Origin of the sequence: Affinundibacterium fentianense, from assembly GCF_018139545.1 — a bacterium.
GTDB lineage: Bacteria > Pseudomonadota > Gammaproteobacteria > Burkholderiales > Burkholderiaceae_D > Undibacterium > Undibacterium fentianense.
Genome location: NZ_JAGSPJ010000007.1, coordinates 225,522 through 241,619 on the forward strand (window position 1 = coordinate 225,522; position 16,098 = coordinate 241,619).

Annotated in this window: 8 protein-coding genes; 2 read left to right on the forward strand and 6 right to left on the reverse strand. The window is 47.7% G+C overall.

Annotated features, from left to right (window positions below; genetic code table 11):
* Nucleotides 1–82: 82 nt before the first annotated feature.
* Nucleotides 83–4,159, reverse strand: coding sequence for a DEAD/DEAH box helicase (locus KDM90_RS16270; RefSeq protein ID WP_212676686.1), 4,077 nt, complete (start codon nucleotides 4,157–4,159; stop codon nucleotides 83–85).
* A 338-nt stretch (nucleotides 4,160–4,497) separates the two neighbouring features.
* Here KDM90_RS16270 and KDM90_RS16275 point away from each other — a divergent pair, with 338 nt between their 5' ends.
* The gene (locus tag KDM90_RS16275; RefSeq protein WP_212676687.1) at nucleotides 4,498–6,036 is read left to right on the forward strand and encodes a methyl-accepting chemotaxis protein; all 1,539 of its coding nucleotides are present in this window, start codon (nucleotides 4,498–4,500) and stop codon (nucleotides 6,034–6,036) included.
* Between the two features lie 83 nt (nucleotides 6,037–6,119).
* On the opposite strand, the gene KDM90_RS16280 is transcribed toward KDM90_RS16275, so the two are convergent.
* Nucleotides 6,120–10,274, reverse strand: coding sequence for a two-component regulator propeller domain-containing protein (locus KDM90_RS16280; RefSeq protein WP_212676688.1), 4,155 nt, complete (start codon nucleotides 10,272–10,274; stop codon nucleotides 6,120–6,122).
* Nucleotides 10,275–10,600: 326 nt separating this feature from the next.
* Between KDM90_RS16280 and KDM90_RS16285 the strand changes: the two genes are divergently transcribed.
* Nucleotides 10,601–12,304 carry a response regulator gene (locus KDM90_RS16285; RefSeq protein ID WP_212676689.1) on the forward strand — a complete coding sequence of 568 codons (1,704 nt, stop codon included), beginning with the start codon at nucleotides 10,601–10,603 and terminating at the stop codon, nucleotides 12,302–12,304.
* A gap of 12 nt (nucleotides 12,305–12,316) precedes the next feature.
* On the opposite strand, the gene KDM90_RS16290 is transcribed toward KDM90_RS16285, so the two are convergent.
* Genes KDM90_RS16290 through KDM90_RS16305 form a run of 4 tightly spaced genes read right to left on the reverse strand, consistent with a single transcriptional unit; the run spans nucleotide 12,317 to nucleotide 16,081 of the window.
* Complete coding sequence (locus tag KDM90_RS16290) at nucleotides 12,317–13,390, reverse strand: branched-chain amino acid ABC transporter permease (RefSeq protein ID WP_212676690.1); 1,074 nt, start codon at nucleotides 13,388–13,390, stop codon at nucleotides 12,317–12,319.
* Nucleotides 13,391–13,436: 46 nt separating this feature from the next.
* A complete protein-coding gene (locus tag KDM90_RS16295; RefSeq protein WP_212676691.1) occupies nucleotides 13,437–14,441 on the reverse strand; it encodes a branched-chain amino acid ABC transporter permease in 1,005 nt (334 codons plus the stop codon).
* 54 nt (nucleotides 14,442–14,495) lie between these two features.
* The gene (locus tag KDM90_RS16300; protein ID WP_212676692.1) at nucleotides 14,496–15,245 is read right to left on the reverse strand and encodes an ABC transporter ATP-binding protein; all 750 of its coding nucleotides are present in this window, start codon (nucleotides 15,243–15,245) and stop codon (nucleotides 14,496–14,498) included.
* Entirely contained in the window at nucleotides 15,242–16,081 is an 840-nt protein-coding gene (locus tag KDM90_RS16305; protein WP_230409855.1) for an ABC transporter ATP-binding protein, read from the reverse strand. The genes KDM90_RS16300 and KDM90_RS16305 overlap by 4 nt, the downstream gene beginning before the upstream one ends.
* Nucleotides 16,082–16,098 lie beyond the last annotated feature (17 nt).

Below are 16,098 nucleotides of genomic sequence, written 5' to 3' on the forward strand. Positions count from 1 at the left end.
ATCATTGAAATGCATTGCTGTAGTTGATTTTTGTTCTTTGAGTTTGCTTTGCACGACGAATTGGATGTCGGGTCGATGCAATCTAAGCACTTTCTTTGAGCAACTGTAATAAAGCATCGGTATCGAGACGCCCACTTGTATCACCGCCTTCTAATAAACTATCCGCAAGATCACGTTTTTCCGCATGCAAAGCAATAATGCGCTCCTCGATGGTATCTTGGGTCACCAGTCGATAAACGGTGACCGGGCGTTGTTGTCCCATGCGGTGCGCACGATCTGATGCTTGATCTTCAACTGCTGGATTCCACCAAGGATCAAGGTGGATCACATAGTCTGCTGCCGTCAAATTGAGTCCAGTACCACCCGCTTTCAAGCTAATCAGGAAAATATCGCCCGAGCCCGCCTGAAATGCATCGACCCGTTTCTTTCTCTCGATTGCGGTGGTTCCGCCATCAAGGTATTGATAATCGATTCCTGCCTCGTCTAACCACGCGCGGACGATAGCAAGATGGTCGACAAATTGACTAAACACTAAGGCCTTGTGCCGATTCTCCAGAAGTTCTTGAATTGTGTGTTGCAAGACCGTGAGCTTGCTACCCGTCATCTGCGCGTTTTTTAGTACGAGTCTAGGGTGACAGCAAAACCTTCTAAGTTTCGTAATCTCGGCCAAGACCTGCATCGATTGGCCTGAATTGGGCTCGAGTTGTGCAATTTTATCGACTGCTTCCTGCCTGAGGGCCTCATATAAATGACGTTCTTCATCGCTTAAGGCCACCTGTAATTGAATTTCAGTTCGAGGCGGCAGCTCACTCAGTACTTGTGTTTTGGTGCGTCGTAGAATAAACGCTTGGATGAGTTTTTTGAGGTGAATCCGTGCCTCTTTGTCACCTTTCTCTATCGGTTGGCTAAACTTTTCGGTGAAGTGTTCTCGCGATCCAAGTAGACCCGGATTAATGAAACGGAAAAGATTCCACAACTCACCCAAGTGATTTTCAACCGGCGTACCACTTGCAATCATTTTGAAATTGGCTTGCAATGCCATCGCTGCTTGACTGCGTTTGGTCGCTGCATTCTTGATGACTTGGGCTTCATCTAAGACGATACTATGCCAATGCTGTGCTGCGAACGCTTCCGCATCTTGTTGTAGCATGCCATAGCTTGCAATCACGATATCGAATGGGCCAAGATGATCGAGTGTGCGATTGCGCTGATAGGCACGAATACGCAAGGTTGGTGCAAAGCGCGCGACTTCACTTTGCCAATTCATCGCAACGGAAATCGGCGCGATCACCAAGGCAGGTCCCTCTGGTGCTCGCGATACTAGCAGCGCGAGAGTTTGCACGGTTTTTCCTAGACCCATATCGTCTGCTAGACAAGCACCCACACCCCAATGCGCCAGTCTCGCCAGCCATCGAAAACCGTCTAGCTGATAGTCTCGTAATTGCGCTTGTAAAGTCGATGGAACTTGTGGCATGAATTCTGCGATGGATTCGATTCTGCTGATTTGATCGCGCCACGCTTGATCAGTTTTGAGTTCACCTACTTCGTTTGCGAGTTCCGTCAGTACACCCGCTGCGAGTGAATGGATCCGAATACCCTCTTTACCCTGGGCCTCGCCAAAACGTCGCAGCTCATCTAAACGTTTTCGAAATGTCTCTGTTAATGCGAGAAAATCATTGTCTCCTAATTTCAAGAAACGGCCTTTGCTGCTTTCTGCCATTTGTAGCAAGTCGCGTAAAGCCAGTACTCGACCATCGTCCAGACTCACCTCACCGCCGGCGACGAACCATTCGCCTTGCTTCTTTATACTGAGGCGCAGCTGACCTAAGGAACGTTGTCCTTGCAGACGGAAACGTTCCCCTTCAGGCCATACCAATTGTATTTCAGTATCAGGGAGTGACTTAAGTTCACTGAGTAGTTCTAGACACTGCTGCGGGTCTTGCCATTGCCATTCGTGATAGTCTTCTATCGCTTCTTGAAAAGTAGGGCAAGCAGCGATGATTGCCTGCATGCGTTTTTTCTCTTCTACCAAGTCACGGCGCGCTTGTACCGTTCCTCCTTCCACTTCACCAAATAAATTTGCGGCTCCCTTGCCCGGTGCAAACCAGGCACCTTCTGTCAGCGGTCGCACTAAGAGCTGTAGACGTAGTCCCTCCTTCAAGGGAAGGAGATGGGCGTAGATCGTAGTGTCAGCATCAATGGATTGAAATTGTTGTGCGAGTTCAGGTAGATCGGAATGAATTGTCAGGTGGGGGGCGATCGCAGCAATCACATCTACCAATTGGCCTTTCGCGGCAATTGGTACGGTCAGTCCGGTTCCCAGTATGCCTGCAATCTGCTTAATCTCCGAATTGGATGTATAAATTGCGAGCCGTGTTGGCGTTTCTTTTCGGATCACATAGGCTTGCTGCGTATGGATAGGCGGCTCCAATTGGAGACTGATGTGCTGATCTCTTTCTTTTAAAATCAAGGCGAGATCAGCACTGACGATATCGATCCTGACATCGGGAGCGTCACTCCAATAAACTTGAGGATGATTGACTAACAACGGTAAGGCGCGGTCGGTGTCAAGCTGGTATTCCGCTTGTCCATAGTAGTGGTCGCTACTTTTTTGTAGACATCCGAGGATTTGTTTATCTTGCAGACTCAAAAAGCCGAGTTTTTCTTGTTCTTGGACGAGGCGTCTAAGTGCGATAGGGCGCCCCTTACTCCACACGGCTTTCGCACTGCGTTTCTGTTCGCGAGGTTCGAGTGCAATGTCATCCTTGTGTAGGGTAAGTAGCCATATGAGGCGTTGGTCGGTACTGTCTTTCTGTTGCTGTTGTTGGCTTAGTTGACTTAATGCGGTCAACGCACGCTGCCAAGACTCTTCACGTTGCAATGCCAAATACAGAGGCCGCATTCGATGTTGGGTGTGCCAATTTGGGAGCTGCGCTGGTTCGCCGTATTGTTTCACGAGCAAGGCGTCAGTTTCTGCAGCTAGCCAGGTATAGCCATGTTGGGTGTAAAGCTGCAGTGCGGCCTTGAGTCGCGATAGCGCATCGTCGCGATTTGGTTCACTTTCCCAAAAAAGGGCGAGACCTTCGAACACAGTTTCGCTTCCGAGTTCGCGTTGTAAAACAAAACGTTTTGAAACCAGTGGCACGCCTTTTGCCAAATGATTGCTTAAGGCTTCTAGTAAATAATAGGTAAAGGCATCATTTTGCTTGATCCCTTCATCAACGTGCTCTTTCAGTTTCTTGCGATTTTCATCAGTGTCGATGGCGAGCAGGCAAACGCTATACAGTAGGCCGGTTAAATCCGATAAATGAATCTTGCGTTTGCCTGTCAGTTTTTTGATTGATTTGGCGATATCGTCGGTATGGGAAAGTGCTGTCGCATAGTCCATCGCGATGATCGCTTGTACAAAATGGAATACAGGTAAATGCGCCTCGCCACAGTGTGGTTGGAGAGTCTGGAGCGATGTAAAATCTCCTCGTAAAAACGTTTGCCAGATGAGATGTTCCACGACATAGTGAATGCCTTCACCTAGGCCAGTAAGATCTTGTAGCGTGTAGTTGTACGCCAACTGGCAATCGCTTGCATGCCAATTTGCTTGGTAAAACAAATCAGACAGAAGAACGCCACGAGTTAGCCCAGAAAACTGTTGGAAGATACTTTGCCCATCTGGATTTTCAAACAGACTTTCAGTGAGGGTCTTCTTTTCACCAGTGCGCGCTTCAAAGAAATGGTTTCGCCAGTATGCAATACCTTCAACGTCGTTGATTAAACATGAGAAAAATAATTCGCGACGACAAAATGCAGCGTTGTGCGTTTTCCAATGTTTGTATTCCTCACGTTTTCCAAGGATGACTCGAATACTTTCCACCCAATTTCGCACGTCGCTATGGGAAAGCAAATGTACAATTAAAGGCTCGCGCAGGCCGCTTGTCAGTGCATAGCCTTTCCCGCTGATTGCAATCACCAATTGTTTTTCGCACAGCACAGTGAGCTGATCACGCACTGCGATGACGCCAGGAACTTCGCCGCCTTTGCTGAAGGATTCTCGTCGCTGTAGCAGAAGTTCTAACATCACATTTTGACTTAAGGGGGCGTCGAATAATGCGAGTGCATACAGAAAGGGGAATTCTTGCGCTTCTAAGTGATCAAATCGCGACATGTGCTTAGGGTGAACGAAACAAAACAGGGTTGGCGTAAAAAGGCAAATTTTACCTGATTCATGCAGGTAACGAAGGCTCTGTCAGGACACCGCTTCGATGTTTGCTGGGCGGGTGCTTTGTCCACATGGTTTGTGCAAAATGTTAAATTTTTCGCAAACACGTATTTTAATTCGGCAGAACGCGCACGAAGTGACCGCTGGAGTAGACCGCTTCTGACTTGTCTCTTTTTTGATGCTGTTGAGCAATATATCGGTCTCGCTATATTGACCCAGTATCGACTTCAGTTCATCATTTTCTCACACGTCGCGCTTGTCTAGCAGTGAGAAAAGGATCGTTCATGAAGCTCCATACTAAGGCATTGATTATCGCCAGCATCGTCTTGATATTTTTATTGATCGTCATGGTGGTCGGTTTGACGACCGCAAAAAATGCAGCAAATAAAGACAATCGTGCACGTATCGAGCAAATTATGCGTAGTACATATTTGTCCATCGTGCAACTGGAAAATCTCGCGGCAGAGGGCAAGCTCAGTGAGATTCAGGCGAAAGAGATCGCGACACGGATCACACGCGAAAACAAATACCATGAATCAGAGTACTGTTTTGTTGTGGATGATGCGTTGAATTTTGTCGCCGCTCCACTTGATCCACAACTGCATGGCACCAGTTTTAACGAATTCAAAGATTCGGCAGGTGAAAGCGTCGGTAAGCTTGCGAAAGCTGCTCTGAAAAAATCGAATGGTCAATTAACAGATTACTGGTGGAAATCGACACGTGGCGATGTGACGGTGGAAATCTTATCTGTCGCAGTCGAAACTCCGCGTTGGCATTGGATAGTCGGGAACGGCGTCAGCTTCGCCGAAGCGGACAAGCGCTTTTGGGAAAATGGCAGATGGCTATTGATCGTTTGTATTGCCGCTGCAGCCTGTGTCGCAGCCATACTTTGGTTGAGTGCGCGTTCTTTACTGCGCGACCTTGGCGCAGAACCTGCCATCGTCACCGCGCGTTTGCAAGTGGTTGCGGAAGGCGATTTGCGACCCTCACTTGAAGACTATGACGGAATGCGGCCTGAGAGCGTCCTAGGTTCGGTAGAACGTATGCGTGAAGCCTTGCGAAGCATTCTTCTGACTGTCAATCAAAGTACGCAAAATATGCAAAGTGCCTGTCATGAGATTGCGACGGGAACACGCGATTTATCAGAGCGGACGGAGCATACAGCCTCTAGCCTGGAAGAAACTTCGGCGGCGATGGCGCAATTAAAAGAGTCCGTACAAGATAACGATCAAAACGCGCAACAAGCGCGGCAGCTCGCAGGACGTTCAGCCAATATCGCTGAAAATGGTGGACAATTGATGCAAGAAGTCATTGCCACGATGCGTGAAATTAACCAAGGCGCAGCCAAAATTCATGAAATTATTGGCGTGATCGATGGCATCGCATTTCAAACTAATATCTTGGCCTTAAATGCGGCAGTCGAAGCCGCGCGGGCTGGCGAACAAGGTCGTGGGTTTGCGGTAGTCGCGTCGGAAGTGCGTTCTTTGGCACAGAGGAGTGCGGCGGCGGCAAAAGAAATCAAAGCATTAATTACTGATTCAGGTGAGCAAGTGAACGCGGGTAGCCAATTGGTCGAATCGGCAGGGCAGACCATGAATGAGATTGTCGATTCTGGGCAGCAAGTGAACACCGTGGTGACAGAGATTAGCCATAGCACGCAAACGCAGGGACGTAGTATTACTGAGGTGAGTTCGGCAGTGAATCAACTCGATGATATGACACAACAAAATGCGGCATTGGTTGAGCAAGCGATGGCAGCGACCGAAAGCTTGAACGAACAGGCTGTGAAGCTGGCAGAACTGGTGTCGACGTTCAAATTGTAATAGCTGCCATCCATGGCCTCGTGTCGTCTGTCCTTATTCAACCATAATCATCCTTCGTTATCCCTAGTTATCCCTAGTTATCCCTAGTTATCATTGTGATGGGTTGATTCGTAGGGTAAGTGCACGAAGAAAGTGGTACCTTTTCCGAGCTCGGATTCAAAATGAATTCGGCCATGGTGTTTCGCAACGATTTTCTTGACGATATCGAGACCAAGTCCGCTACCTTCTCCGACTGCTTTTGTCGTGAAGAAAACGTCGAAAATTTTATTGCGGATGTTGTCAGGGATCCCCGATCCAGTATCACTCACGGAGACGACAGCTTCATTTTGGATTTTTTGTATCTTGATCGTTAAGGTTCCTGCATAGTCCATCGCCTGGAGTGCATTGTGAATGAGGTTGACCCAAACTTGAACTAATTCGTCTGGCCAGCATGATAAGGCTGGAATGTCGTCAAATTGACAGATTAATTCGGTGCCTTTGTTGATTTTGCTTTGATACAGAGTGAGTACCGTTTCCATCCCTTCACGCAGATCGACTGTCGTTTTTTCGTGATTTGTTCCTATTCGAGAAAAGGACTTGAATGCGAAGACAATCTTTGACACGCGATCGACTGCCACGTGGATATTTTGGGTACTATTGATGATCGCGCCTATATCTTGTGCAGCTTGGAATATTTGTTCTGATTCCGGATGTCTTAGCAGCGGCAGATATTGATCAACTTGATTATGTGCACGAATATGAACTAAAACACTGGCTTTGCGACGGCTGTCTTTGATTTCAAGGTCGTCGAGGCGGGTACTGCATTCGTTCACCAACTTGCGCTCCTCACGCGTGTTGAGTACATGATTATTGAGTTTTGCTTGCTTGATCAACTCTAAGAATAATTGTCGCGTTGGCTCGTCGAGTCGATACATTAATTCGGATAAATCAGATAGGACTGTATTGAGCGCATTCGTAATATTGTCACCACTCGATTTAATGGCACCAATCGGTGTGTTGATTTCGTGTGCGACATTCGCGACGAGTTGCCCAAGCGACGCCATTTTTTCTTGCTGTGCTAATTGTTTTTGCGCCTCGATCAAATGTCGGTGTGAATTCGAATTCGCAATGGCAATCGCCACATAGTTCGCGATTGCGCGTAGAAATTCCAGCTGATCGGGTGAATAAGCATTCGCTCGTGGACTTTGTACTGTCATACATCCGACCACTTCTTTTTCGACAAACAAGGGCAGGTAAACAATTGACTCAGTCGCTTTTCCAGAACGCACTGGAGCGATGTTTGGAACATAGTTGAGTAGTTCTTGAATGTTATTCGTAATGAGTTCGCGTTGATGCGTGACACACCAAACCGCCGGCCGATTTTGCTCTTCTAAGGTGTAATGGAATTGATCTTGGCGCAAGCCATCTTCCACCATATAGTCGACCTCGATCATGTGCGTGTGGTGATCTAAAAAACCAATCCCAAACACGTGCGCATCGACCCGCGCTAAGACTTGTTTATGAATCCGCTCAAATGCTTGCTCAATGTCAAGTGTGGCAGTGAGGCTTTGACCAATTTCGCCGAGATTCAGAATGTCCGAGGTGCGGGAGTCGACGAGTTTTTGTAGACTGCGCTTCTCAGCTTTTATTCGCGCGACACGCCAACGGTAAACACTATAGATGCTTGCACCGACGCTGATCAAAATGAGCGCGATGAACCATTTGGTCTGCCAAAATGCCGGGATCACTTGAATAGGAATAGTTAAAACAGTTTCACTCCAATCGCCGTTGCGATTACTGCCTTTCAGTTCTAATTGATATTCACCGGGCCATAGATTGCCGTAACTTGCCGTTCTATGTTGTGCATCCGTTTCTATCCAAGTATCTTGGTAGCCGAGGAGGCGATACGCATAGCGATTTTTTTCGGGTGAAGAGAAATCTAAACTCACATATTCGACTTCAAAATTACGTTGTTGAGGAAGCATGGAGATGCTGCTACCGTCGTGAAAGTCGTGTTGTTCAAGGCCATCAATTTTTAGACTGGTTGCCAATACCGTTGGTCGGTAATTCCAAGACTGAAATTGTTCTGGCTGTATGACGGCAACGCCTTTGGTTCCACCAAAAAGAAAGCGACCATCTCTGGTTCGCCAATAGGATGCAACCCACGCTGTTCCTAGGTCGATTCCATACAAACGATTCAGTTCAGTCAATTGATGTTGGTTTGGATCGTACATGAACCATTGCGTCCATATTCTACCAAGTCGATCTTCTAATAAATTCGCACCAAAATAGAGGCCGGGACGTCCAATTTTCGTACTGATGTGCTCGAAGCGAGCGTGTTGACCATCCCAGCTAGAGAGACGGTCGAGACCTTGTGCGGTATCGACCCAAAGTTGTCCCTTGCTATCAATCAGGAGACCATTCACTTCATTCGAACTTAAGCTTGCGGCATCCTGCAATTGATGTTGGATCTGCTGTAGCGATTGCGTATTGGTGTCGTAAACCCATAGCCCTGACTCGCTTCCTACCCATAATCGACCTTGTGAATCTTCAGCGAAGGAAGTGACATAGCTATTCATCGGCGCTCCGTCGTCGCCTTTGAATATTTGAAATCTTTGTTGGGTGGGCTGCCACAAGGCTAAGCCCAAGGTTGTGCCGACCCATAGATCTTGATTCTTACTGACAAACAAGCTGCGGATCTGATTGCTCGGCAGGCCGTTTTTGACCGTATATGTTCTCCATCGCTTGCTTTTGTAAGGCAAGCTCTGTAACCCAGATTGTCGAGTCCCTGCCCACAAGGTTTGGTCGTTGGATTCGGCTAAGGCTAAAACTGCCAGTGCAACGCTGGTATCCGGTTCTAGTGAACGGTTTCGATAGCCGTCGACTAGTCCCAAATATCGATCAAATACATCGATCCCATTTCCATCGGTGCCGAATAGCAAGCGTCCGTCACGCGTTTCGAGAATACTACGTACGTTGGAACGTGAGAGACCGTTAGCTTGGTTTGGACTAAAGCGTAGCATTTGCACCGCTTCTTGACTGTTATAGCGCTGCAGTCCACCGCCCCACGTGCCAACCCAAATAATCCCCGATCGATCTTTTAACATCGAGCCGACTTGGTCAAACGCAAGTGAACTCGACATCGCAGGATCATTTCGAATTCTCTGCAGAATCTCGCCAGTCTCTGTGCGAATGACGTAAATTCCATAGCCATAGCGGGATAGCCATACCTCGCCTGGACGCACTTGCGTGATAATGTCCACCACATTGTCTCCAAGCTTGCTGCCACCTAAGGTATCAAGCTTGATTGTCTTGCTTTGTTCTGTTTTAGGATCAAACCAAGCTGCGCCATCTTTGGCAAAGCCTATCCATATTTTGCCGTCATCCGCTTCATAGAGACTACGTACTTCGCGATCAATAAATGTATTGTCGTCCCCGCTGATGTGTTCAAACTGCTGACTGCCCGCCGCCAATTTTTGCAAGCCGCTTACCATGCCCACCCATAAGTTCCCTTTGCGATCCAGCATTATTGTGCGGACTTTGTCGTCGAGTAGACTATGTACTTCGTTATTCTGATGACGAAAGTTGCGAAGGATTTTGGAATCTTGGCTCAGGTGATGTAAGCCGTTATCGGTGCCCACTATCCATACCCCACCATCGCGCGCGCCACGAATTGCAATAACTGCCCCAATCTCTAATTTTGTGTTGCCGGTCGCCCCGTATGTCAACGGCGTGAATTTGGCAGTACGTGGATTAAAGATCGAGACTCCGCCACTCAATGTCCCAACCCATAGTCGATGATCGGGTGCTGCCCATAAACTTTTGACATAGTTACCCGACAAAGAATTTTTGTCGTGATCAAAATGGGTGTAAGTCGAAAAACGATAACCGTCATAGCTCACCAACCCCGCTTGTGTTCCTATCCAAATTAAGCCTCGGGTATCTTGCTCTAAAGCCGTCACAACATTGATCGGTAAAGAGTCTTCATTGCCGACGCGCTCGAAATAGCGTTGGGTAAAAGAAAATGCCTGTTTGGGGATGAGATGGTCAGTGTACGATTCAGGCGTAACTTTGTCTGAAGTCTTGCCTACTGAAGTTTGTCCATACGCAAAGCTAGTGACTAGACATATCAAAATGAATAGCTTGGACCTTTGTTGACGACGACACCGCAAAAAATGGATGATGTGGGCCAAGCCTAAGTGCAAACGAATCATGATGGTATTGCGTATCGTGATGAGTAAGGCTGAATTTGGGGTCATATTTGCGATAAAAATGTTAGCTTGAAAGCAAAAGGCCAAGTGTCCATAGTATCACCGCAAGGGGTTTCACAGATCTGAGTGTGGGCATTTCGTCATACCCCCCGAGATTATTTGAGTGTGTTTAGGCACAAGCTAAACACAGTGCTGCGCCTCTCCAGCTCTATGGATTCGTTGGATTTCTTCGCCACCAGCAATCACTTCCATGTTTCCGTACGTCAAATCTTTCTTGCAGTGCTGATTGAATTCAGGAATACTTTTATGACAGTTTTCGAATCGGGTACCTGCCGCCTCATTTGACTGAGGCAGTTTGATAGTGGATAGGATCGATGAGCGAGAGTCCAATCATTTTGTGTGTGGATGATGACACCACGGTTCTGGTGGCCTTACGTACGCTGCTGAGCCATGCATTTGGCAATCGCTACGTAATCGAAATCGCCGAATCAGGCGCAGAGGCTCTAGAAATTCTCGATGATCTGGAGCAGCAAGGAAAACAACTGAGCATTGTGATCTCTGACTTCATTATGCCGGGCATGCGTGGCGATGAATTGTTAATCAGCTTGCATCAACGGAGTCCTCAAACTATTACCATTATGTTGACGGGCCAGAGTGATTTTGAGGGAGTAAAAAAGGCCATCAATCAAGCCAATTTATATCGCTTCCTCGAAAAGCCATTTAATCACGATGATATTATTTTGACGGTCAAGTCCGCGTTTCTAGCCTATGAACATGAACGGACTTTGACCCAGCAAAACACCCAGTTGCGACAACTAAATATTGAATTAGAAACGATGTTGAAGCAAGTGCAAGAATCGGAACGCTTGCTAGAGGAACGCGTGCTACAACGTACACATGAGCTCGACGAAAAAAATCATGCACTCCAGCAGGCTTTACGCACTTTAGAAGATGTAGAAAGAATTGCCCGACACGACCTAAAGACGCCACTCGTGAGTATTTCCGCAGCGCCGGGATTATTGCGGGCAGGGCGTACCTTGAGTGCGCACGAGGAAGAAATCCTTAGCATGATAGAGAGTGCATCGAATCGTGCTTTAAGTATGGTAAATCTGTCTTTGGACTTGTTTCGGATGGAAAGCGGTAGTTATGTTTTTCGCCCAAGTTCGGTCGACTTGTTGAGTCTGGCGTCGAGTATCGTATTGGGCTTGAGCGCACAAGCGATGTCCAAGGGAATCCAATTGCATGTGGAAGCGGAGGGTGAGAATTTCTTTGTCGAAGCGGATGACTCCTTGTGCTATTCCATCTTAGGGAATCTAACCAAGAATGCTATCGAGGCAGCACCTGAGAATTCCGATGTGGAATTACGTTTAATCAAGGGAGAATGGATCGAACTGCGCATTCATAATGCCGGTGCAGTGCCGCTCGCTTTGCGTGAGAATTTTTTTGCGAAGTATGCGACTGCAGGAAAATCTGGAGGGACGGGCTTAGGCACCTACTCTTCCCATTTGCTAGCGACTGTTCAGGGGGGGCAATTGCATATGCAGACTTCGGATGATGAGGGGACGACGCTGACCTTGTGCTTAAAACATGCATCACTTCCGCTTAAGTCCAATCAAATTGTTGGCAATTCTGGACGTCTTGAACAAGCTTTATCGTCTGCCGCAGATCGAAGCGAAACACAAGGCATAACAAGGGTTCTTTTGGTTGATGACGATGATTTTAATCAAATGGTCATGGCAGATTATATCGAACAAGCGAATTACGAACTGGATTCTGCAATTAATGGGCGCATGGCTTTGGATCGGGTGGCGAGCAAGAGGCCTGATGTGATTATTCTTGACTTAGAAATGCCGATCATGGGTGGGATTGAAGCCCTGCGCTTAATTCGACAATTTCAAATGCAAGCAAAACAAGAGCCCAGTTTTATTATTGCCTATTCGGGCAATGATGACGACCTTAGTCGACAGTCCTATCTCGATATCGGGTTTGATGCCTGTCTCTCCAAACCATCAAGTCGCGAGGAAGTCGTTTGCATGTTAGCGCGTGCATGCCAATCGTATTGCCAGCAAATCGCTTAAGCTTGCATGCGATTAAAGGTTCTTCTTGAGAGACCGCAGCTTGCCAACGATACCCGTGGGAAAAAAGTATACCGAGAGAACAAACAAGATGCCCAACCACAGCATCCACCGATCTGGATGCAGAATTTGCGCGAATACAGGATAATCAACTAATGCCTCTGATCCTTGTGCCATCAATGACTTGAGATAATTCTGTGCGAGGATAAACAATGCGGCCCCCACCACGGCGCCATATAAAGTTCCCATTCCTCCGATCACAACGATCAATAGAATATCGGTCATGACTTCAAAACTTAACATCGTCTTAGGACCAACGTAACGCAGCCAAAGCGCCATCAGCGCGCCAGCGGCGGCAGCGATTAGTGCGGCGAGGCAGTTTGCCATGACTCGATAGTACACAGTACGATAGCCAAGCGCTTCCGCGCGAAATTCGTTTTCTCGTATTGCTTGGAGTACGCGTCCGAAAGGGGAGTTGACAACCCGCAGCAAAAACAAAAAGAGAAGCAAACAAGCGAAGAAGACGATGTAATACGTGATGATTTTCCCATCTATTGTTTTGCCCCAGAAGGTTTGCTCAAACAATTGAAAGCCTGGCGTTAAGATTTCAGGAACTCGAAATGTTTTGCCATCCTCGCCGCCGGTGAAATCGGATAACTGCGAGGCGAGTACTGCGAATGAAGATGCGACCGCGAGCGTAATCATTGAATAAAAAATAGCTCGTACACGCAAGGCAAACATTCCGATAATCAAGGCAAGGGCGATGGTCAGAACCGCAGCGAGCGACAGTCCTATCAACATTCCACTCCAACTGGGTGTCTCGCTAGAGAGTGCGAGGCCGACCCCATACGCACCGATTCCAAAGAACATCGTATGCGCAAAGGAAACAATACCGGTATAGCCTAATAGCAGGTCATACGATGCGACCAAAATGACGTACACACAAATGGTTGCCGCGGTATTGAGTGGACGTGCGCCGCTTGTGATAAATGGTGCACTGAGCAAGCCCAAGAAAATAGCCAGTAAGATAATCGATAGGATCCGGCTGCGTGGAAAATCATCCGATAAGAGCGAGCGCAAAAAATTCATAAATGGCTTTCAATACTTCAGAAATCGTTGTGGTGATAAAAAAGAATTAGGCGCTACGTCGTCCAACTGAGTAGAGCCCTGCGGGACGCCACAATAGTATGAGCATCATCAATCCGATATTCGACACCAATGCCAGTTTAGGTGCGAGAAAACCAGCATAATTGCTGACTAGTGCCATGAGTAGTGCTCCGATAAAGCAACCACTGACGGAACCCAGTCCGCCGATGATCACAACGATGAAAATCATAACCATGATCTCGCCGCCCATCGCAGCCGTTAAGGTTTCTTTGTACAAGCCCCACATCACGCCACCTAAACCGGCTAATGCGGAACCAGCGGCAAAGACTGCGACAAATAATCGACGAATACGATAGCCGAGTGCTTCGACCATCTCGCCATTTTCTACCCCTGCGCGTATCAGCAAGCCTAGTTTGCTGCGATTTAAAATAAGAAACATACTGATGAATACCAAGAGACCGACGATCACAGCAACCAGTCGATACTTTTCTAATGCCGCATCACCGACGAAGATGGCGCCACGCAAGCTTTCAGGTAAAGGGAGGGGAATTTGTTCTGCGCCCCAGATAACACCAATAATTTGTTCGGCAACAATCATTCCGCCCATGGTGATGAGAATCTGTTTTAGATGTTGACCATAAACTGGACGGATAATGATGCGCTCAAATGCCCAACCTAGTGCCGCTGTGATCAGCATCGCTACCAACATTGCTAAGCCAAGAACGCTCAGATTCATCGCTAAGGAATCGATTTCTAGCCAGCCTTTGAGTGGCAGTAAGACCATGGTTGCGGTATAGGCGCCCACCGCGACGAAGGCCCCATGTCCAAAATTGAGCACATCCATTAAGCCGAACACGAGGGTTAAACCACTCGCCATAATGAAAATCATCATTCCCATTGCCAAACCTGCGACCGTGAGTGTAAGCCAAGTTGGGAAGCTGCCAATTAACGGTAGCATGCAGATTGTCAGCGCTGGCACAAGTAGCAAGGGCGTGAGGTCGCGAGGGAGTCGTGGCAAATCGGTATTACTCATACGAAGTTCCTGAAATTGGAGTGTTAACAAAGTCCGGTACGGATTTCTTTGTCCTCATTGGTGACTGGAAAGCGATAAGCCTAGTAACTTCTGTTGTAGCTCTTCGTTCTCTGCTAAGTCTTGCATGCGCCCTGCGTGAACGATTCTGCCATCATCCATGATGGCGACGGTGTCGCCGAGATGCCGTACAAAATTAAAATTCTGCTCCACCAGCAAGATACTAGTTTGGTTCTTTTTTAAATCATTAAAGGCTGCAATTAGACTTTCAATGATGGCAGGGGCTAAACCCTTGGTCGGTTCGTCGACCAGTAATAATTGGCGTGGCTCGATGATAGCGCGGGCGATCGCAACCATTTGTTTTTGGCCGCCAGATAAATTCCCAGCAGGGTAGTTCCAGAATTTTTTTAAGGCGGGAAAGAAGTTAAAAATCCACTCGAGTCGCGCAGGATCCATCGGTCCGTTACGCGCTGCCAAATGCAAATTCTCTTTCACAGTCAAGTCTGAGAAAATCGCCATGCTTTCAGGAACGTACGCGATTCCTTTTCTTGCGATCTCCGGGGTTGCTCGATTTTGAATTGCTTGCCCGTGAAAGTGAATACTTCCTTGACTTGCTTGCCATAAGCCCATAATGGTACGTAATGTCGTTGTTTTGCCAGCACCATTGCGCCCCAATAAAACGGTTAGCCCTCCACGCGGAACGCTGAGATTCACACCTTGTAAAATGTGGTACTCGCCGATATGGGTGTGTACATTCTCTAATTCGAGAATGGCGCTGGGGTGTGCTTCTTGCACTAATCCACTCATGCCTTCGCTCCTTTACCCAAATACGCTTCTTGAACGATCGCTGACGCCATGACAGTGCTCGGTTCGCCATCAGCAACGAGCGTACCATTGTGAAGAACGATGATACGATCGGCTAGCGCACGCACGACATCCATTTTGTGCTCGACTAATAAGATCGTTTTCTTTTTTTCTGCTTTGACCTGATGTATCAAGTCTAAAACGACAGGGACTTCATCGACACTCATGCCAGCCGTAGGCTCGTCGAACATCATGACTTCGGGTTCTAAAGCAAGTAACAGTGCAACTTCAAGCTTGCGCTTGTCTCCATGCGACAGCGTCAGCACTCTGTCATGTTGGCGATCTGCCAGTGCAACGCGTTCCAAGTAGTGCATCGCTTGTTGCATTAACTCGGTATGGTTTGACCACAATGAAAATAGCTTAAAACCGATGCCGGTACGACTTTGAACAGCAAGTCGGACATTCTCGAGAACCGAAAGATGTGGAAACAAATTGGTCAATTGAAATGCACGGCCAATACCAACGCGGCAGCGATGTGCCGCGCCCGTTGCTGTAATATCTTTGCCAAACAATTTTACCGTTCCCGAACTCGCCGCTAACTGGCCAGAGATCAGATTAAAGTAAGTCGTTTTACCCGCGCCATTGGGACCAACGATGACAGTCAATGTGCCCGGGTAGAAATCCGCCGTGACCTGATTGACTGCGATGTGGCCACCAAAGCGAATACACAAGTCGCGCGTACTGAGCGACGCTGTGGCTGGCACGGGCTGGACGAAGCTGCCGTCTGACTTAGTGGAAATAGTGTGACTATCAACCATAGGGTTTTCGGTTTGTTGCATGTGAAAATCTGAGCGTT